The organism is Enterobacter hormaechei subsp. xiangfangensis (genome assembly GCF_001729785.1).
GTDB lineage: Bacteria > Pseudomonadota > Gammaproteobacteria > Enterobacterales > Enterobacteriaceae > Enterobacter > Enterobacter hormaechei_C.
This window is the reverse complement of sequence record NZ_CP017183.1, coordinates 1,930,453-1,950,268: the sequence shown is the minus strand read 5'-3', so window position 1 is coordinate 1,950,268 and position 19,816 is coordinate 1,930,453. Positions and strand designations below refer to the sequence as shown.

The 19,816-nt window shown below is 55.7% G+C and carries 14 protein-coding genes and 1 other RNA gene; 6 read left to right on the top strand and 9 right to left on the bottom strand.

Annotated elements, in window-relative coordinates; translation table 11 throughout:
* Genes BFV63_RS09340 through BFV63_RS09330 form a run of 3 tightly spaced genes read right to left on the bottom strand, consistent with a single transcriptional unit; the run spans position 1 to position 3,837 of the window.
* Complete coding sequence (locus tag BFV63_RS09340; RefSeq protein ID WP_048240932.1) at positions 1-2,544, bottom strand: fimbria/pilus outer membrane usher protein; 2,544 nt, start codon at positions 2,542-2,544, stop codon at positions 1-3.
* A gap of 27 nt (positions 2,545-2,571) precedes the next feature.
* On the bottom strand, positions 2,572-3,249 hold the full coding sequence (locus BFV63_RS09335; protein ID WP_023315939.1) for a fimbrial biogenesis chaperone: 678 nt from the start codon (positions 3,247-3,249) through the stop codon (positions 2,572-2,574).
* Between the two features lie 57 nt (positions 3,250-3,306).
* The gene (locus BFV63_RS09330; RefSeq protein WP_022650915.1) at positions 3,307-3,837 is read right to left on the bottom strand and encodes a fimbrial protein; all 531 of its coding nucleotides are present in this window, start codon (positions 3,835-3,837) and stop codon (positions 3,307-3,309) included.
* Between the two features lie 354 nt (positions 3,838-4,191).
* On the opposite strand from BFV63_RS09330, the gene BFV63_RS09325 reads away from it, so the two are divergent.
* Complete coding sequence (locus tag BFV63_RS09325; RefSeq protein WP_003857763.1) at positions 4,192-4,851, top strand: winged helix-turn-helix transcriptional regulator; 660 nt, start codon at positions 4,192-4,194, stop codon at positions 4,849-4,851.
* A 77-nt stretch (positions 4,852-4,928) separates the two neighbouring features.
* On the top strand, positions 4,929-5,558 hold the full coding sequence (locus tag BFV63_RS09320; RefSeq protein WP_032609042.1) for a helix-turn-helix domain-containing protein: 630 nt from the start codon (positions 4,929-4,931) through the stop codon (positions 5,556-5,558).
* 46 nt (positions 5,559-5,604) lie between these two features.
* Here BFV63_RS09320 and BFV63_RS09315 read toward each other — a convergent pair whose 3' ends face one another.
* The 3 genes from BFV63_RS09315 to ydiJ all read right to left on the bottom strand — a co-directional run bounded on the left by BFV63_RS09315 (position 5,605) and on the right by ydiJ (position 9,348).
* Complete coding sequence (locus tag BFV63_RS09315) at positions 5,605-5,799, bottom strand: YdiH family protein (protein WP_003857766.1); 195 nt, start codon at positions 5,797-5,799, stop codon at positions 5,605-5,607.
* A gap of 85 nt (positions 5,800-5,884) precedes the next feature.
* Positions 5,885-6,295, bottom strand: coding sequence for a 1,4-dihydroxy-2-naphthoyl-CoA hydrolase (gene menI, locus BFV63_RS09310; protein WP_003857767.1), 411 nt, complete (start codon positions 6,293-6,295; stop codon positions 5,885-5,887).
* The gene (gene ydiJ, locus BFV63_RS09305) at positions 6,292-9,348 is read right to left on the bottom strand and encodes a D-2-hydroxyglutarate dehydrogenase YdiJ (RefSeq protein WP_048240934.1); all 3,057 of its coding nucleotides are present in this window, start codon (positions 9,346-9,348) and stop codon (positions 6,292-6,294) included. Before ydiJ ends, menI begins: the two co-directional genes overlap by 4 nt.
* 199 nt (positions 9,349-9,547) lie before the next feature.
* Here ydiJ and ydiK point away from each other — a divergent pair, with 199 nt between their 5' ends.
* Together ydiK and rprA are read left to right on the top strand one after the other, a co-directional pair.
* Entirely contained in the window at positions 9,548-10,663 is a 1,116-nt protein-coding gene (gene ydiK, locus BFV63_RS09300) for an AI-2E family transporter YdiK (RefSeq protein ID WP_015570721.1), read from the top strand.
* Positions 10,664-10,872: 209 nt separating this feature from the next.
* Positions 10,873-10,980, top strand: an RNA gene (gene rprA / locus BFV63_RS09295) — antisense sRNA RprA.
* 5 nt (positions 10,981-10,985) lie between these two features.
* Here rprA and BFV63_RS09290 read toward each other — a convergent pair.
* From BFV63_RS09290 to ppsA, 3 genes are all read right to left on the bottom strand, one after another.
* Positions 10,986-13,361 (bottom strand): glycoside hydrolase family 3 N-terminal domain-containing protein, encoded by a 2,376-nt coding sequence (locus BFV63_RS09290; RefSeq protein WP_048240936.1) that lies wholly within the window; start codon positions 13,359-13,361, stop codon positions 10,986-10,988.
* A gap of 3 nt (positions 13,362-13,364) precedes the next feature.
* Positions 13,365-14,765: an MFS transporter gene (locus BFV63_RS09285; RefSeq protein WP_045332096.1), complete on the bottom strand. Its 1,401-nt coding sequence runs from the start codon at positions 14,763-14,765 to the stop codon at positions 13,365-13,367.
* Between the two features lie 234 nt (positions 14,766-14,999).
* Complete coding sequence (ppsA, locus tag BFV63_RS09280; protein ID WP_069597512.1) at positions 15,000-17,378, bottom strand: phosphoenolpyruvate synthase; 2,379 nt, start codon at positions 17,376-17,378, stop codon at positions 15,000-15,002.
* A 335-nt stretch (positions 17,379-17,713) separates the two neighbouring features.
* Here ppsA and ppsR point away from each other — a divergent pair, with 335 nt between their 5' ends.
* On the top strand, positions 17,714-18,547 hold the full coding sequence (ppsR, locus tag BFV63_RS09275; protein ID WP_017384644.1) for a posphoenolpyruvate synthetase regulatory kinase/phosphorylase PpsR: 834 nt from the start codon (positions 17,714-17,716) through the stop codon (positions 18,545-18,547).
* Between the two features lie 150 nt (positions 18,548-18,697).
* Entirely contained in the window at positions 18,698-19,744 is a 1,047-nt protein-coding gene (gene aroH / locus BFV63_RS09270; protein WP_023315935.1) for a 3-deoxy-7-phosphoheptulonate synthase AroH, read from the top strand.
* The last annotated feature ends 72 nt before the right edge of the window (positions 19,745-19,816 follow it).

The window sequence follows — 19,816 nt, the reverse complement described above, 5'->3', positions numbered from 1 at the left end:
TTAGCGTTCCTGACGGCAGGTGGCGCGCATATCAGCGATCCCACCGTACGTTGAGTGATTCGGCAGCGTGAAATCAGCGCGGCATTGCTGGCTGGATTGACTTCCCCATGTGGCGACTAACGTTCCCTGCTCGCGCATCCCGGTTAAATAGACCTGACCGCGATCGCCGACAATAAAACTGCCGCTTTCATCTCCCACAAGGGTGACCACCGCCCCAAACGGAACGGCGCGGTCGTTATCGGTCAAGGTCATCAGCACCCGGCGACCTGACTTCGGCAGATAATCGGCTCTCACCACCGCTCCCCGCGTCGGCGTCACCGTGCGGGTGTTGATCTCCAGCTCGACATCGTCCGGCATCGTTTCCGGGTCGAGGGTGAGATCGTTTTTCCGGTAGACAGAAAGGTTGCTCACGACCGTATATCCGCGAAAATCTGTTCGTACACCGGGCTGATTGCGGATATCCACGTAGTAGGCGCCTGGGGCTTTGATTAAGACGCTGGTCTCCCCCAGCGGCTGGGAAAGCGTGATGCCATCAGCATGGGCGAGAATGCCGCCTTGCAGCCCGTAATTCAGGCGTTCACTGTTTTTGTCATAACCATAACCTGCCGTGACTTCGCCATAGGTGCCTTTATAGTCCGCGTTCACGTTGCCGGTATTCCCCACGCCCTCTGTGCCATATCCCTGCTGGACGTTCCAGCTCAGGGCACGGTTCTCGAGTGCCACCCCGTTCAGGCCGACGTTATGCGTCGTCCCGTTATTGCTGCTGGCGTTCATGCCATAGTTAGCCCATGTCTGCGGCAAAAATTTATCCAGCGGAATGCTGACGTTGAACGACAGAAGCTGGTCGTGGTCAGCGTTTTTTTGGCTTTTGCGGTTTTCTGACGCTGAGCGGACATTTTTGCTGTAGGTCCATGTCAGGCCATAGCTGATGTTGTGCCAGTAGTTGCTATAGCCGACGCTCCACGAAGCCATCGACTTACCGTCATTCCAGTAATCTTCCCGCGCCGCACTGAGGGTAAGCGCGCCCAGGTTGTCCCCCAGCGTCTGGCTCATCGTCAGCTCGGCACGGTTACGTCGCCTGTCCTGAAGCGCGCTGCTGTCGCCGTACGAACCGAGGACGTCCTGCATCCCGTAATAGCCGCGGGTCGAGTAGCGATACCCGGCAATCGAAAAGTTGGTCCCGGTAGTGATAAAATTCTTGCTGTATCTGGCCCGCCACGACTGACCGCTTGTTTTCGCGGTATGCTCCGGCGTTGACCAGCCCTGAGTGACGTCTGCGGATACAGCCCCGAGATCGCCCATGTTCTTGCCCATCCCCAGAGCCGCCGACTGGTACTTATCTGCCCCCTGGACGCCGCCATAGAGCGTGATCCCGTGAGGGAGGCCGTAAATTCCGGTCAGTTGCCCGAAGGGGGTTTTCTCCTCGCTACGGTTATACGAGCGATATTGCCCGGCGGTAAGGGCATATTTCAGTCGCCCCTCCCGTTGCAGGACCGGCAGCGAAGCGTACGGCAGGGTGAAATGTTGCTCACTGCCATCGGCTTCGACGATCGTGACATCAAGATCGCCCGCGCCGCCGGTGGGATACATATCCGCGATCTCAAACGCGCCCGGCGCCACGTAGCTTTGGTAGATTTGATAGCCATTCTGACGCACCACGACCTGCGCGTTAGTTCGCGCAATACCGCGCACCACCGGCGCATAGCCTTTCAGGGAATCCGGCAGCATATCGTCGTCGGACGCCAGCTGGACGCCGCGAAACGGCATGCTGTCAAAGACATCGGCAGGCGCGGAACTGTCTCCGAGCGTAAGCTGGGCTTGCAGGGGAATAATCGCGCGCTGCATCAAGGTGTAGACGTTGTCCCACTTATCCTGGCCGGACGCATCGCGGGACCAGGTGGTGTAGTTGCGTAACCGCCAGGGATCGACGTTGATCCCCGGCCGCAGGTTTGCATACTGGCTGTCGCTGCGGGTGCCTGCCCCGCTTCTTGCCCGGCTGTTTGCCCCGCTCAGGCTGTAGTTGAGCATGGCCGCGGTAATGCCTTCATCCCACATATCCGGCGGAACGTAACCTCTCGCTGGCAGGTCTATGGCCGCCTGTGGGATGCTGATCGCCAGGCGCTGGGCGCCAAACTGGAAATCCGCGCTGGCCTGTGGAATCGCCCTGAGATCGGCGCATTCTCCTTCCGCGGCGTCGAGCTGCGGGAAAAGCGCCGTTTTCACGCCCCACGCTTTTAACTGCCCGATACTCAGGCACGGCTGCAATGTTTCACTGCCGTTAGCATCCTTCACTGCCATGAAACGAATATCCCGCGTTTCCAGCAGCCGATCGTCAAGAATAATATCAACATGGTATGTCCCGGGCGCCTGCGAGCCGGATTCAAAGGCAGATAAATCCGCTTTCCCCATTCCGGGATTATCCAGCTCAACCAGTTCCGTATTAAACGTCTCACTGGCATACAGTGTGGAAGAGACACCAGCAAGCGCGAGGGCAATAAATATTGCCAGGCGCGCAGGCTGCATTGTATTCAATGCCGTTGTCATGACGAGCACCTGATTAACGCGTAAGGATCACAAACTGGCCCGGTGTAATTCACCAGGGCTGCCATAATCGTTAATGACTTTAAACGTCAGCGTATTGCCACTGGTTCCATTCGGTAACGGGAAACGGGCTGTGCCCGAAGGCATCACATACGTGACATCGTCAAGTTTCTTATTACCCAACGTAATTTCATTGAAATTGATAACGTACGGCGTTGGATTATTAACCAGAAGGGTATTTCCCGCACGACGCCAGGTTAATTTATTGGCCTGCTCCTCGGGGGTAGACGCACGAAGAGCCTCTGGTCGATAAATTAATTTGATGCGCGTTTTGACGGCAATTTGCAGCGAGTTCATCTGCTTAGAGGCTGACGGAATAGCTTTGATGTTCAGCCAGAATAAACTCTCCTGCCCTTGAGGCAGAGAGCCTGTCATGACAATACGCTCGAGGTTTTTTTGTCCGCCGTCCAGCCGATACAGCGGAGGAGTAATAATAAAAGGCGCTTTACCCGATTGTTCATCCTGAACATCTATCCACGACTGAATTAAATAAGGACCGTTATCAGGATTCGTAATATTTATTGACGCTTCTTTTTTAGCCCCATCAAAAATAACACGGGTGCCGCCAATAATTACTCCTGCACTGGCGGATGTTAACGTCAGCGGTAACAGCGCCATAACCAGGCCCGTTGTGGTGATAAAACGCATTTTTTTACCTCATAAAACAAGGGGCCAGGCGGCCCCCTGCTAATTACTGCCATTGACTTAGTTGTACACCACAGAGAAGTTCGCGACCGAGTTAGCCGGGCCCGCGGTAACGGATGCCGCGGTGGAAATATACTGCGCGTAGAAGCTCAGCGTATTATCAGCCGTACTGCTGAGTGCGTAGGTATAGCTGTTGCTGCCGTGCAGCGGCAGATCGGCTTTATCTGCCGTCATCAGGTTAATCGCCACCCCGGTAGCCGCTCCCGCCACGGACGTATCAATCGCCAGCAGGCTGGCGTTGGTTAAATCCGGCGTGCCATCAAAACGGACTTTTGCATTGGTGACCGTTACCGGACAGTTTTTCAAAATAATATTAAACTGCGTCGCAGCCGTTCTCGCCCCGGTTGTCGGGAATTCCGTTTTATAATAATCGCCCAATACCACCACCTGATTCTGGGATGCCACATCAACGTCGCAGGCAGAATCCAGAATATTTCCGTTAAAATTAACGGTACCGGCCGCTGCCAATGCATTGGTCATAGTGAGTACAGAACCTGCCGCTAACATTGCCATCATCAATTTTTTATTCATAATTTTATATCCCGTATTACTCTATTTATTACCGACATTCAGTTGCAGAAATTAACCCCCTTCCGACGAGTCAAAATTTATACAACTCCTTTTCCGCATACAATCAATTTTGAGGTCTAGCTGTAGACCCTCTTTTAACAAATAAAAAACATATTCACTCGGAAATAGCTTAAGAATAATGTCCACAGTCTACTTTTAGACCTGAACAAAAAAAGTTGCAATTTCAATTAATTAACGCTTAAAAAAAGATAAGTCTATAATTAGACTCGCTGCAAACATTCCCTGACCTGCTGTTTTTTAAGATAATTCTTTATGCCGATCAAAAAATGATCGCATCAGTCAGTGAGGTCTCAAATGAATACCCGATTCGCGCCTGAGTCAGAAATTGATAAATCAACAGTGCTCGGCGCTAAGCCTTTTAAGCACATTGAAAAAATAATCGATAATGTTTTGCCGCATGCGGAGAGAGGCATTATTGCCAGAGGAGAAATTATCCATTATTGCTCCGGCGATACCCGTCAATGCTTTTTACTGTTGCATGGCAGCGTGGCGTTGCACCGTCGCGGGGACGGTATCGTCTTAAATTCTGAATCTGCGCCATTTATACTCGGCGTGAGCAGCCAGTTATCGTCTGAGCACCTGTACGTCAGAGCGCTGGAAACCTCAGAGGTGGCCAGCGTTTCGCTGGCGCGTTTCAATCATGTTGTCGCACAACAGAATTTATGGGAGCACTTCTCAAACCTGCTGATCTATACCGCATCGCGCGTTTACGAACATTGCGCCCAGATATCGCAAATGTCGGCTTATGACATTATCCGCTTTCAGCTGGTTGAGTTGATGCAGGAGCCGGAAGCCATTAGACAAAACATTACCGCCGCAGCCTATATCAAAAGCCGCACCTATCTTTCACGCAGTGGCATTATGCGGATCCTCGCGGAGTTGCGGACGGGGAAATACATCACCATGGAGCGTGGCGTTCTAGTAGAGATCCATCACTTACCCCGTAAATACTGAGGCTGTATTTATCTCTGGAGAAGGTGGAAAAGAAGAGCGACACTATAGAGAGTACAGTCTCTTTCCAGGTTAACGCTATGTCTTCTGACAAACCATCGCATCGCGGATCTCCCTATGCTCAGGAACTGATTTCTCATTTACAGCCGCACTGCACCACGCATAAAACCGATCCCGGCGAGCAACTTAATCTCCAGGTAAACGGGCAGAGCATGTGTTATTTAATTCTTGACGGCACGGTCGCCATATACAGAAGAAGCGACGACATGATGCTTTCGACGGCGCGCAGTCCCGCCCTGTTTGGCCTCGCTAACCTGACGGACATCTATTTTACCGACTACCTTCGAACGGTAACGCCTTGCCTGATTGGTGTGCTCACGACCGATCGGGTGGCTGAAATTATCAAAGAGAAGGCGCTGTGGGGGCTGCTTTCTAATCATCTAATGTTTGTCTATAACCGGCTTTATCACAACGTCATGCCGAAAGGCGCGCCAACCGCGTACGAGATGATTCGCCAGCAGCTCGTGCTGCTGATGCAGGAAGATGACAGCTACCGACGTAGCGTGACGGCGGAAAGGTATATCAGGGATAAAACCCAGCTTTCCCGCAGCGGCGTAATGCGGATCCTGGCTGACCTGAAAACGGGCGGGTTCATCGAAATGGAAGAAGGCCGGCTGATTAAAATTAATAAACTGCCTGCCAGATACTGAATGTCAGACACAAAAAAGGCCGCGCTTGCGGCCTTTTCTTCACTGCTTAATGGACGTGAACGCCCAACCGCCAGGCAAAGTAGATCTCTTCTTTCAGTTCGTTTGAAGAGAGCGCCAGCAAATCCGTAAATTCCAGCTCAAGCTGTTTCAGCTTTTTCAGGTACTGCGCGGGAGACAGATTGCTTTTATCGCGACGTAAATATTCAATTGCCAGCTGTGTTGGGGTTATTTCAGTATCCATGATGTCCTCGCTTATGTTCAAAACGTGACCAGTATATCACAATCAGGCGGCTAATTTTTGACCAAAAGCAAGACATCCGGAAACTTTACACAACGGCCGTCGTCAGCCTTGATGAACAACACAGGCGATCCTGCTCGTCCAGGATATCAATCTGCCACACCTGATGACGGCTTCCGGCATGCAGCGCCCGGCAGACGCCGCGCACGCGCCCGCTGCGAACGGAGCGGATGTGGTTGGCATTGACCTCCAGACCTACCACCTTCTGCTCTCCTTCCGTACACAGGTAGCCCGCCACCGATCCCAGCGTTTCGGCCAGCACGACGGACGCGCCGCCGTGTAACAGGCCAAACGGTTGATGAGTACGGCAGTCTACCGGCATCGTCGCTTCCAGTTCGTTGTCGCCAATGCGCGTGAACTGGATGTCCAGCAAACCGACCATGTTCTCCGCGCCCATGGCATTTAAGGCCTCCAGCGTGACCGCACGTTTCCAGATCATCCGATAATCTCCAGTAAAGCCTGCAATGGATGGCGGACGCCGTTACCTTCCACCCGTTTCACCTGGCTGCGGCAGGAGTAGCCCGTCGCCAGACAGCGGTTGCGTGGCAGGCGCTGCATCGCCTGATGCCAGGACAGCTCGTAAATGCCGAGCGAATTAGCGTGGTTTTTGACTTCATGGCCGTAGGTTCCGGCCATACCGCAGCAGCCCACGTTGACGCTTTCCAGCTTCGCGCCAAACCGGGCGAAGATAGAAGCCCACTGGGCAGGCGCCGTCGGCAGCGCCGTCACTTCGGTGCAGTGCCCAAACAGGTACCAGGATTCTCCGCTGACCTCCTGAGGGGGCGTTTGCGTCAGCACCGCAGGCAGCCACTCGTGTACCAGTAAGACCTGAAAATCACCGCGCTTATCGCCGAGCGTCTGCTTATATTCGTCCCGGTAACAGAGCACCAGCGCCGGATCGACGCCCACCATCGGCATGCCGAGCTGCGCCACGCGATTCAGAAAATCTGAAGTTTTCTGCGCGGTTTTCGCAAAGCGGGTGAGGAAGCCTTTAATGTGCTGCGCCTTGCCGTTCGGCGAGAACGGCAGCACCACCGGCTGGTAGCCGATTTTCTCGGCCAGTCGGACAAAATCGGCCACCACCTGCGCATCGTAATAGCTGGTAAACGGATCCTGCACCACCAGCACCACCTTCGCTTTCTGCTCAGGGCTTAATGCTTCCAGTTGTTCCAGGGTCATATTCGCCGAGCGGTGCCCCACCAGCCGACGCTGGAGCGATGGCACCGACAGCAGCGGCAGATCCACCATGCCGATATGTTTTTCAGACAGTTTTCGCACCAGTGGCTGGTTGATAAAGAAGTTAAAGGTTTTTGGCGCACGGGCCATCAGCGGCGCGTAACTCTCCACCGTCGCTACCAGATGATCGCGCATCGGGCGCAGATAACGCGTGTGGTACAGCTGGAGGAAGCGGGAACGGAATTCCGGTACGTCAATTTTAATTGGGCACTGGGTTGAACACGCCTTACACGCCAGGCAGCCGGACATCGCCTCTTTCACCTCATGCGAGAAATCGTATTCGCCTTTGTTCGCATGCCAGCTGTTGCGGGTGCGTTCGATAAGCCCGCGCAGGCTGGCGCGTTTTTCCGGCAGCTCCTGTTCCAGCTTGAGCGGGTCAACGCCGCGGTCGGCCAGCAGGCGCAGCCATTCGCGCACCAGCGTGGCACGCCCTTTTGGGGAGTGGATGCGGCTGCTGGTGATTTTCATCGACGGACACATCGGGCTTTTCACATCGAAGTTAAAGCACAGCCCGTTGCCGTTACACTCCATCGCGCCGCGCCAGGAAGCGCGTACCGCAATCGGAATTTGGCGGTCATAGGTGCCGCGCTTAACGGCATCCACCTGCAACATCGGCGCATCAACGCCCTCCGGCGGGCAGATTTTTCCCGGATTGAGGCGGTTATCAGGATCGAACGCGGCCTTCACCTTACGCAGCTCGGCGTAGAGCTGTTCGCCAAAAAAGGCCGGGCTGTACTCGGCGCGGAACCCCTTACCGTGCTCGCCCCACAGCAAACCGCCGTATTTGGCCGTGAGGGCCACGACCTCGTCGGAGATCGCCTTCATCAGGATCTCCTGCTGCGGATCGCACATGTCCAGCGCCGGGCGCACGTGCAGCACGCCCGCGTCAACGTGCCCGAACATGCCATAGCTCAGACCATGGCCGTCGAGCAGCGCGCGAAACTCCACGATATAATCCGCCAGATGTTCCGGCGGCACGCAGGTATCTTCCGCAAACGGAATCGGCTTCGCCGCCCCTTTCGCGTTGCCGAGCAGCCCCACCGCCTTTTTACGCATCGCGTAGATTCGCTCGATGCCGGAGAGATCGTTACACAGCTGCCAGCCAATGACGCCGCCTTCCCCCTGCGCAATCAGCTCGTCCAGACGCTGGCAGAGCGTGCTTACCTGGCTCTCAATCAGCTCTGCGTCATCCCCGGCGAACTCGACGATGTTCAGGCCGAGCATCTCTTTATCCGGCACGTCGGTAATCAGTTCGCTCACCGAATGCCAGACAATATCCTCCCGGGCCAGGTTCAGGACTTTTGAATCGACGGTTTCCACCGACAGCGCCCGCGCCTCCACCATAAACGGTGCATTACGCAGCGCCGAGTCAAAGGAGTTGTATTTGACGTTCACCAGACGGCGCACCTTTGGCAACCGGGTGATATCCAGACGCGCTTCGGTGATGAAGGCCAGCGTCCCTTCTGACCCGGTCAGTACGCGGGTAAGATCAAACTGGCTCATATCGTCATTGAAGACATGTCGCAGATCGTAGCCCGTCAGGAAGCGGTTTAGCTTCGGGAATTTGTCAAGGATCAGCTCGCGATTTTCGCGGCAGCGCTCCAGCACGGTGCGATAAATCCGTCCGCTGGTGGTGCTCTCTTTTGCCAGCGTTTCGGCCAGCTCGATCGCCATCGGTTGGGTATCGAGGATATCGCCCCCCAGCAGCACCGCCCGCACACCCATAACATGGTCGGAGGTTTTGCCGTAGACCAGTGAGCCCTGCCCCGAGGCATCGGTGTTGATCATCCCGCCAATGGTCGCGCGGTTACTGGTGGAAAGCTCCGGCGCAAAAAAATAGCCGTAAGGTTTCAAAAACTGATTCAACTGATCTTTGATCACCCCCGCTTCCACACGCACCCACCCCTCTTCCGGGTTGATCTCAATGATGCGGTTCATATAGCGGGACATATCAATGATGATGCCCTGGTTCAGCGCCTGCCCATTGGTACCCGTCCCGCCGCCACGCGGGGTGAAGACCAGGGAGCTGAAACGCTCCTGCGATGCCAGACGGGCGATGAGCGCCACATCGGCGGTAGAGCGCGGGAAAACGACGGCATCGGGAAGAAGCTGGTAAATACTGTTATCGGTCGCCATCGTCAGCCTGTCGGCATAATCGGTAGCGGTGTCACCTGTAAAACCCTGTTGCTCCAGTGCCTGCAAAAAATTAAGCACCAGCTGAACGACGCCCGGTGCCTGAGAAATCTGTGGGATCATTGCTGTCGACCCTAATGAGAATAGTGTGAAATCGTTTGCGTTGTGTCTGGAAAGTTTTATCACATTTTTTTCTTATGTGCTTCGTAGAATTACGGGCAAAATCCGCCTGTCAAAAATCGCTGAAATCACTAATGATTAGAGAGATGCGGTTTATATTCCCATCAGCCTTGCTGGTGTTCATTTAAGGAAAGTTTCGTTTATGGTCAATCTTCGTCAGCCCAGGGATGTCGCGCAGATACTGCTGTCGGTGCTGTTCTTAGCCATTATGATTATTGCGTGTCTGTGGATCGTTCGTCCTTTCGTGCTCGGATTTGCCTGGGCCGCGACCGTCGTCGTCGCCACCTGGCCTTTACTCTTGCGTTTGCAGAAACTGCTGTTTGGTCGCCGCGGCCTGGCCGTGCTGGTGATGACGTTGCTGTTGTTCCTGCTGTTTATTATTCCCATTGCACTACTGGTTAACAGCCTGGTTGACAGTAGCGGCCCGGTTATTCGCGCGGTCACCAGCGGTGATATGACGCTGCCGGATCTCGCGTGGCTAAACAGTATTCCTGTTGTGGGCGCAAAACTGTACAGCGGCTGGCACAGCCTGCTGGAGATGGGCGGTAGCGCCCTGATGGCCAAAGTGCGTCCGTACATCGGCACAACCACCACCTGGTTTGTGGGGCAGGCTGCGCACATTGGTCGCTTCATGATGCATTGTACGTTGATGCTGGTCTTCAGCGCCCTGCTGTACTGGCGCGGCGAGCAGGTTGCGCTGGGGGTACGTCATTTCGCCACCCGACTGGCAGGTAAACGCGGCGATGCGGCCGTGCTGCTGGCAGCCCAGGCCGTCCGCGCGGTGGCGCTCGGTGTGGTGGTCACAGCGCTGGTGCAGGCTGTACTTGGCGGAATCGGGCTGGCGATTTCCGGCGTACCTTATGCCACCATTTTCACCGTCGTCATGCTGATGACCTGTCTGGCGCAGCTCGGTCCGCTGCTGGTGCTGGTTCCCTGCATTATCTGGCTTTACTGGACGGGGGATACGACCTGGGGCACGGTGCTGCTGGTCTGGAGTTGCGTGGTGGGCACCATGGATAACGTGATCCGTCCCCTCCTCATTCGCATGGGCGCTGACCTGCCGCTGATTCTGATCCTGTCCGGGGTAATCGGAGGGTTAATTGCCTTCGGCATGATTGGCCTGTTCATCGGTCCGGTGCTGCTTGCGGTGACCTGGCGACTCTTCTCCGCCTGGGTGCATGAAGTACCGCCGCCGGGAACCGACCCTGACGTCATCTTAAGCGAACTTGAAGAGCTGGAAGATAAGAACGCGCAGTAAGAACGGATGCCGGGTGGCGCTAACGCTTACCCGGCCTACACTCTCCACAGCAATACTTAAACGTTGCTAAACTATTTATTCTCTGCACACTGGTCAGACCCGCCTTTTCCTGCCTAAAACCGTCATTCTCTTCAAGAAATCTTTACCTGCCTTTAACTATTGAGACGAATCCGATCGACTCAAAATCCTGGCATGCCTACTATTAAGACACGGTTATAAATCAACACCTTGATTTATAAGCATGGAAATCCCCTGAGTGAAACAACGAATTGCTGTGTGTAGTCTTTGCCCATCTCCCACGATGGGCTTTTTTTTATCCTTTTTACGCCAGTGTAATGTCACAGCGACTAAGCATCCGCCAATCCCCCGCCAGTACCCGCGTCTTTCCGCTTACCTGCACGTTCACCACCGCGCGAATATCCGCCGAGGACGCGCCAACCTGTAGCTCAAACTCCCCTGGCTCGACAATTCGCTTTCCGTCCCGGCGGGTGAAATTAAACATCTCCACCGGCAGGGTAAAGGTCAGCGTGGCGGTTTCTCCCGGTGAAAGCGTAACGCGCTGGAACGCTTTCAGCTCCTGAAGCGGACGCACCTGCGTGGCGACCTTATCGCGTACGTACACCTGTACCACTTCGCTGCCGCTGCGCTCGCCGGTGTTGGTGATATCGACGCTTAACGCCACCTCTCCGTCGATCGGGACGCGGCTTTCAGCCAGGCGGGCCGCGCCCCAGCGAAACTGCGTCCAGCCGAGACCGTAACCGAACGGGTAAAGTGCGCCGAAATGGAACGCAAACGGCGTGCCGCCGCTTTTCAGCTTGTGGTTATAGTAGTACGGCATCGCCCCGGCGTTTTTCGGCACGCTCACTACCAGCCTGCCCTGCGGCTCCGCGCGGCCGGTTAAGACATCGGCAATCGCCCAGCCCCCTTCCTGCCCCGGCGCCCAGGCCATCATCAGCGCGGCCACCTTCTCTTCCAGCCCCTGAAGGTTATAAGGACGCCCGCCCGTCATGACGACAATCACCGGCTTACCGGTTGCCACCAGCGCCTCCAGCAGCTGTTGCTGCACGCCCGGCAGGTTTAGCGAATCCGTATCCGAGCCTTCCCCCACGGTGCCGCTCTGGAATAGCCCGGCGAGATCGCCGACGCAGGCTATCACCACGTCACTCTCTTTTGCCGCGCTTACGGCGTCGGGGATCAGATCCATACGTTGTGAAACCGGCGATTGCTGTATCGGTTTACCGCCGCTGTCGCCCGGGAACACCGGCGCGCCCGCCATCCGTTTTTCGATAATGTGACACCCTTTGGCGTAACGTATCAGCGATGCGCCAAGGTACTGTTCCAGCGCCGCGCGCGGCGTCGTTACCTGTGAGGTCTCTTCAACCATATCGCTGATGATCAGGTGAACCGGGAAGCTGTAGCCGCTCAGCAGCGCCAGCGGATCGTCAGCCGTCGGCCCCACCACCGCTACACGGGGTTTTCCGCCGAGAGGTAATATGCCGTTGTTTTCCAGCAGCGTGATCGATTTTGTTGCCACCTCGCGCGCCACCTGCCGGGTCGCCTCACTCTGCAAATCGATGCCGTCTTCGTCGGCGTACGGTTTTTCAAACAGCCCGAGACGGAATTTTTCACTTAGCACGCGCGCCACAATCTCATCCACTTTCGCCATTGAGATAAGCCCACGCTCTACCGCTTCCGCCAGATGACGCGCGCAGTCATCCTTCGGCAATTCCACGTCCAGCCCGGCGTTAAACGCCAGCGCCGCCGATTCCGCTGGATCGTGAGAAATTCCGTGGTGCTGGTGCAGCAGGCTGACGCCGCCGTAATCCGCCACGATAATGCCGTCGAAGCCCCACTGTTCACGCAGCACGGTAGTGAGCAGGAAATGGTCGCTGTGCCCTGGCTGATTATCAATGTCGTGATAGGCTGGCATCACCGAACCGGCGTTGGCCAGCTTCACCGCCATCTCAAACGGCAGCAGGAAGGTATCGTTTAGCTCGCTGAAACCGAGATGGACCGGCGCATGGTTGCGCGCCCCTTCGCTGAAGGAGTGGCCGACGTAATGTTTCAGGGTCGCCAGCAGATCGCGCTTATCGCCCTGCAACCCCTTCACGTACGCCGTCGCCATCACCCCTACCAGCCACGGATCTTCCCCAAATGTCTCTTCCGTCCGTCCCCAGCGCACATCGCGCGAGACATCCAGCACCGGGGCCAGCCCCTGCTGGCAACCGACGGATCGGGCCTCTTTACCAATCTGCTCCGCCGCGCGCTGCACCAGCGCCGGGTCCCAGGTGGAACCGTAGTTCAGCGACGACGGGAACAAGGTTGCATCTTTGCACAGCAGCCCCACCAGACACTCCTCATGAAACAGCGCCGGAATGCCGAGCCGGGTCTCCTCCATCATCATGCGTTGCAGGCGGTTGGCGGCACGCACGCCGGTTTTTGCATTAACAATGTGCGTGCCGAGCGGACGGGTGATCTGCCCGACGCCGAGCTTCAGCCTTTCGTTGAGGGACGCCTGTTCGCTCACGCCAGCGAATTCATCGCTCAGATCGCTGCGCTCGCGGTGGTTGCCGTGTTCATCGAGGATCAGCCAGTACGCGTGCATCTGGGCAAATTTCTCTTCCGGCGTCATACGCGCCAGTAAATCAGCGACACGCTCGTGTACGGGACGTCCCGCGTCCTTGTAGATCGCAGTCATGGTTTACTCCTGTAGTGCGGATTGGGTTGCCGGGCTGAGCTGCCCCGCATCGTTTCGACTATCGCGTTTGCTGGCCAGCTCGCGGGCGATGCTGTCCACCAGCCGGCTGTTAAGTTTGTAGATAGCTAGGAGCGCCACCATGCAGAGGAACAGCGCGCAGGGGATCAGGGTGAACAGGGCATTGATGGTTGCAAGAACATGAGGCGCCTGGTTTGCCTGACCCGGAGCGTAATCCACCATGCCAAGCACCCAACCGACCACCGCCCCACCCAGCGCCAGCCCAAACTTGATGGCAAACAGGGCGGTTGAAAAGACCAGCCCGTCCAGGCGGCGGCCGCTACGGTGTTCTTCGTAGTCCACCACATCGGAGAACATGGTCCATTGCAGCGGCGTGGTCAGGTTCTGAATAAAGCTAAACACAATATTCAGACTGAATATCAGCCACACCTGCGAAGGCGGAATGAAGAAAATCAGCGCGCCAAAAATAACGAAAGAAATAATGGTCCACTGATAGGCACGCACCCGGTCAAATTTCCCCAGCAGGCGTTCAGATAATAATGCGCCGCTTAAGGAGGCCATCATGCCGGAAACAATAAAGGCAAAAACCAGTTCCGGACGTAACAGAACATAGTTAACGTAATACATGGTCGCAGAGCCACGCGTCACGACGGCGGTTAACAGTAAAATATTAAACAGGAAAACTATTCGCCACTGGCTATTGGCGGCCAGCAGTTTTAAATCCGTCAGCATCGAACCGGAGGTGTCATTGCGCGGCGAGTAACGCTCCCGGGTCATAAAGAAGCAGCAGAAGAATAAAACAATGCCCAGCAGCCCCATCAGGCTCATGGCATAGAAATAGCCTTTTTGCACATTCCCCTGGCCTAATAATGAGACCAGCGGCAGCGCGATGACCGTTACAATCAACCCGCCGATAAACGACAGGCCAAAGCGCCAGGATTGCAGCGAGTGACGTTCACGCGGATCGAGCGTCAGCGCGCCGGGCATGGCGCAGTAAGGGACGTTAATCGCGGAATAGATCAGACTCAGGATGGCATAGGTTACGCATGCATAGACAATTTTCGCCGTCTGCCCGGCATCCGGTACGTAGAAGGTAATCAGGCAGCTCACGCCAAACGGAATGGCAAACCAGAGCAGCCAGGGACGAAAACGACCGTGGCGGGTCTGAGTGCGGTCCACCAGCGCGCCAATGCACGGGTCGACAAACGCATCGACCACGCGCACCACTAAAAACATGGTGCCCATAATGGCGGCAGGCAAACCGAATACGTCCGTATAGAAATAAGCGAGAAATAACGTTGCCGTTTGCCAGACCAGCGCGCTGGCCATATCGCCGAGGCCATAACCTATTTTATCTTTGGTACGTAATACAGAGGAGATTGTCATTGTTATTTGCCTTTTTATCAGGTTAAAACGTATTTCAACCAGTCGCGCATCATCCCGACGGATGTACGCGGTAAGGCTCAAGTATTAGCAACGCCCTGCCCGCTAACAATTGTCTAAATTAACAGATAAATTATGATATTTGGTTTTTTGCTTTATTTGTGATGGTGAGCATATTCGCAGGAAAATAAAAAAGGCGAGGACAGATATCCTCGCCTTTTTCAGATTATGCAGGTTTTACTTGTTCAGCTCTGCCAGGCTCAGCCAGGTCTGCACCACGGTGTCCGGGTTCAGGGAGAGGCTATCAATTCCCTCGTCCATCAGCCAGGCCGCAAAGTCTTCATGGTCAGAAGGACCCTGGCCGCAAATCCCGACATATTTACCCTGTTTCTTCGCCGCGCGGATGGCCATGGAGAGCAGCGCTTTCACCGCCTCGTTACGCTCATCGAACAGCTCAGAGACAACGCCGGAGTCGCGGTCCAGGCCGAGCGCCAGCTGCGTCATGTCATTCGAGCCAATGGAGAAGCCGTCGAAGTGCTCCAGGAACTGCTCGGCCAGCAGGGCGTTGGACGGAATTTCACACATCATGATGATCTTCAGCCCGTTCTCGCCGCGCTTCAGCCCCTGACGCGCCAGCTCATCTACCACCGCCTTCGCCTGATCCACGGTACGGACGAACGGGATCATGATTTCCACGTTGGTCAGCCCCATGTCGTTGCGCACGCGTTTTACCGCCTCGCACTCCAGCGCGAAGCAGTCGCGGAAGCTTTCCGACACGTAGCGTCCGGCGCCGCGGAAGCCCAGCATCGGGTTCTCTTCTTCCGGCTCGTAGCGTTCGCCGCCCACCAGGTTGGCGTATTCGTTGGACTTAAAGTCCGACAGACGCACGATCACGCGTTTCGGGTAGAAGGCCGCGCCGAGCGTGGCGATCCCTTCCGTCAGACGACCAACATAGAACTCTCTCGGCGAGTCGTAACCCTTCATCATCTCGCGGATTTCGTTTTGCAGTTTTGCGTCCTGGTCGTCAAACTCCAGCAGCGCACGCGGGTGCACCCCGATCATACGGTTAATAATAAATTCCAGACGCGCCAGGCCCACGCCTTCGTTCGGCAGGCAGGCGAAGTCAAACGCGCGGTCCGGGTTGCCGACGTTCATCATGATCTTCAGCGGCAGATCCGGCATGGTATCCACGCTGGAGCTTTTCACGCTGAAGTCGAGGATATCGGCATACACGTAACCGGTATCGCCTTCGGCACAGGAGACCGTCACGTTCTGGTCGTCCTTCATGCGTTCGGTCGCGTCACCACAGCCGACTACCGCCGGGATCCCCAGCTCACGGGCAATGATTGCCGCGTGACAGGTACGGCCACCGCGGTTGGTGACGATGGCAGCCGCTTTCTTCATGATCGGTTCCCAGTCCGGGTCGGTCATGTCGGTCACCAGCACGTCGCCGGGCTGAATGCGGTTCATCTCGCTAATGTCGTGGATCACTTTCACCGGACCGGCACCGATGCGGTGGCCGATTGCGCGGCCTTCCGCGACAATTTTGCCCTGCGCGTGCAGGGTGTAGCGCTCCATGACCTGACCGCGTGAACGGACGGTTTCCGGACGCGCCTGCACGATAAAGAGCTTGCCGGTGTGTCCGTCTTTGGCCCACTCGATGTCCATCGGACGGCCATAGTGTTTTTCAATCTGCACCGCCTGCTTCGCCAGCTCTTCCACTTCGGCGTCGGTCAGGGAGAAGCAATCCCGCTGCTCCTGCGGCACATCTTCAATGGTGACCTGCTTGCCATGTTCTTGCGTCGGGGCATAGATCATGCGGATTTTTTTCGAGCCCATGGTGCGGCGTACCACTGCCGGACGGTTAGCCGCCAGCGTAGGCTTGTGCACATAGAATTCGTCAGGGTTCACCGCCCCCTGCACCACCATCTCGCCCAGACCCCATGCGGAGGTGATAAACACCACCTGGTCGAAGCCGGATTCAGTGTCGATAGAGAACATCACGCCGGAAGAGCCCACGTCGGAGCGCACCATGCGCTGTACGCCTGCGGAGAGCGCGACGCCGCGGTGGTCATAGCCCTGATGGACGCGATAGGAGATGGCGCGGTCGTTGAACAGGGAAGCAAACACATGCTTCACCGCCACCAGTACCGCCTCGTAACCCTGGACGTTGAGGAAGGTTTCCTGCTGCCCGGCGAAAGAGGCATCCGGCATATCTTCTGCGGTAGCGGAAGAGCGCACGGCAAAGGAGGCCTGCGCGTCGTCAGCGGAAAGCTGGTTGTAGGCGTCATGGATGGCTTTTTCCAGTTCCGGCTGGAAAGGTGTGTCGATAATCCACTGGCGGATTTGCGCGCCGGCTTTGGCAAGCTCGGTGACATCATCAATATCCGTTTTATCCAGCAGGTCGTAAATGCGCTGGTTTACACCGCTCTGGTCTAAAAACAGGTTAAACGCATCGGCGGTTGTGGCAAATCCGTTAGGTACGGAGACACCCATACCGGACAGATTTGTAATCATTTCACCCAGGGAGGCATTTTTGCCCCCAACTCTGTCTACATCATTCATGCCGAGTTGGTTATACCAAAGCACCAGCGGTGACGAGCCATTGTTGGACATCGAAACAATCCTTTTGTGATATTTGATCGGAGTAAGAAACACCTGACTACGTATTTATACTGGCATATTTATTTCCGCTAAAAAAACGGTGAATCGTGTAAGCAATTTAAATTTTCAACTTTTCGGACAGTTTCCCGGCATTCGCTAACCCGATGATTCCTATAGATTCCGGCAAAAACCATAGAAATAAAGCCGCTATTCGGAAAATGAAATCCACTTTTCAGGAAAATCAAAAACACCATTTCATTTTAAATTCAGATAAGTTCTTTGCTGTGAAATTAACTTTTTTAATTTATGCTTTCAGGCAATTACGTACGCTATTCAGGGTGGATAAAATGGATAATGCTGTCGATCGCCACGTTTTTTATATTTCTGATGGGACGGCGATTACCGCCGAGGTGCTGGGACACGCGGTGATGTCGCAGTTTCCGGTATCGATAAACAGCATCACGCTGCCGTTCGTGGAAAATGAGAGCCGGGCCAAAGCGGTCAAGGACCAGATCGACGCTATTTACCAGCAGACCGGCGTTCGTCCGCTGGTGTTCTATTCCATTGTGATCCCTGAGATCCGCAATATCATTCTGCAAAGCGAGGGCTTCTGTCAGGACATCGTGCAGGCGCTGGTTGCCCCCTTGCAAAGCGAACTGAAGCTCGACCCGACGCCGATCGCCCACCGTACCCACGGGCTGAACCCCGGTAACCTGACCAAATACGATGCGCGTATTGCCGCTATTGACTACACCCTGGCGCACGACGACGGGATCTCGCTGCGCAATCTCGACCAGGCGCAGGTGATTTTGCTCGGCGTGTCGCGCTGCGGTAAAACTCCCACCAGCCTATACCTGGCAATGCAGTTTGGCATCCGCGCCGCCAACTACCCCTTTATTGCCGATGATATGGATAACCTGGTGCTGCCCGCCGCGCTCAAGCCGCTCCAGCATAAGCTGTTTGGGCTGACTATCAACCCGGAACGACTGGCGGCGATCCGCGAAGAACGTCGCGAGAACAGCCGCTACGCCTCGATGCGCCAGTGCCGAATGGAAGTCTCTGAAGTCGAAGCGCTGTACCGGAAAAATCAAATTCCCTGGCTGAACAGTACCAACTATTCAGTAGAAGAAATTGCCACCAAGATCCTCGATATCATGGGGCTAAATCGCCGCATGTACTAATACGCTAGTACATTAATTCAGTTTCAGTTATTATCATGCCATCCTCGGGGCGACGTGCCCCGAACTTGAAATCAGCAGGGATTGGTTTAAGGTGATGCCCATCACTTCCCGGTAGTCTGCCGATGAAGCAAAAAATTTCTGAGACATTCCATGAACAAAACCGACGAACTGCGCACCGCGCGCATTGATAGCCTGGTCACACCGGCTGAACTGGCCAGGCTGCATCCCGTTTCCGCCGAGGTGGCGGACCATGTGACGGCCTCCCGTCGCCGCATCGAAAAAATTCTCAATGGTGAAGACAAACGTCTTCTGGTGGTGATTGGCCCCTGCTCCATCCACGACCTGGACGCGGCAATGGATTATGCACAACGCCTTCAGACGCTGCGCGGCACGTATCAGGATCGCCTGGAGATCGTGATGCGTACCTACTTTGAAAAGCCCCGTACCGTCGTGGGCTGGAAAGGATTGATTTCCGATCCGGATCTGAACGGTAGCTACCGGGTGAATCACGGTATTGCGCTGGCGCGCAAGCTGCTGTTACAGGTTAACGAGCTGGGCGTGCCGACTGCCACCGAATTTCTGGATATGGTGACCGGACAGTTTATTGCCGACCTCATAAGCTGGGGCGCGATTGGCGCGCGTACCACCGAAAGTCAGATCCACCGTGAAATGGCGTCGGCGCTCTCCTGTCCGGTGGGCTTCAAAAACGGAACGGACGGTAATACCCGAATTGCCGTAGATGCCATCCGCGCGTCACGCGCCAGCCATATGTTCCTCTCGCCGGATAAAAATGGCCAGATGACCATCTACCAGACCAGCGGCAACCCGTTCGGACATATCATTATGCGTGGCGGTAAAAAACCGAATTACCATGCAGAAGATATTGCCGCCGCTTGCGAAACGCTGGCGGAATTTGACCTGCCGGAGCATCTGGTGGTGGATTTCAGCCACGGCAATTGTCAGAAACAGCACCGCCGCCAGCTGGACGTCTGCGAGGAAGTTTGCCAGCAGATCCGCAGCGGCTCGACCGCCATTGCAGGAATTATGGCGGAGAGCTTTATCAAAGAAGGCACGCAGAAGATCGTCGCCGGACAGCAAATGGTCTACGGCCAGTCAATCACCGACCCGTGCCTGAGCTGGGAAGACAGCGAACGGCTGCTGGAGATGCTGGCGTCTGCGGTAGATTCGCGCTTCTAACCCCTTGCCGGGTGGCGGCTTTGCCTTACCCGGCCTACGATTCGTGCCCTTCTCCCTCTCCCCGTGGGAGAG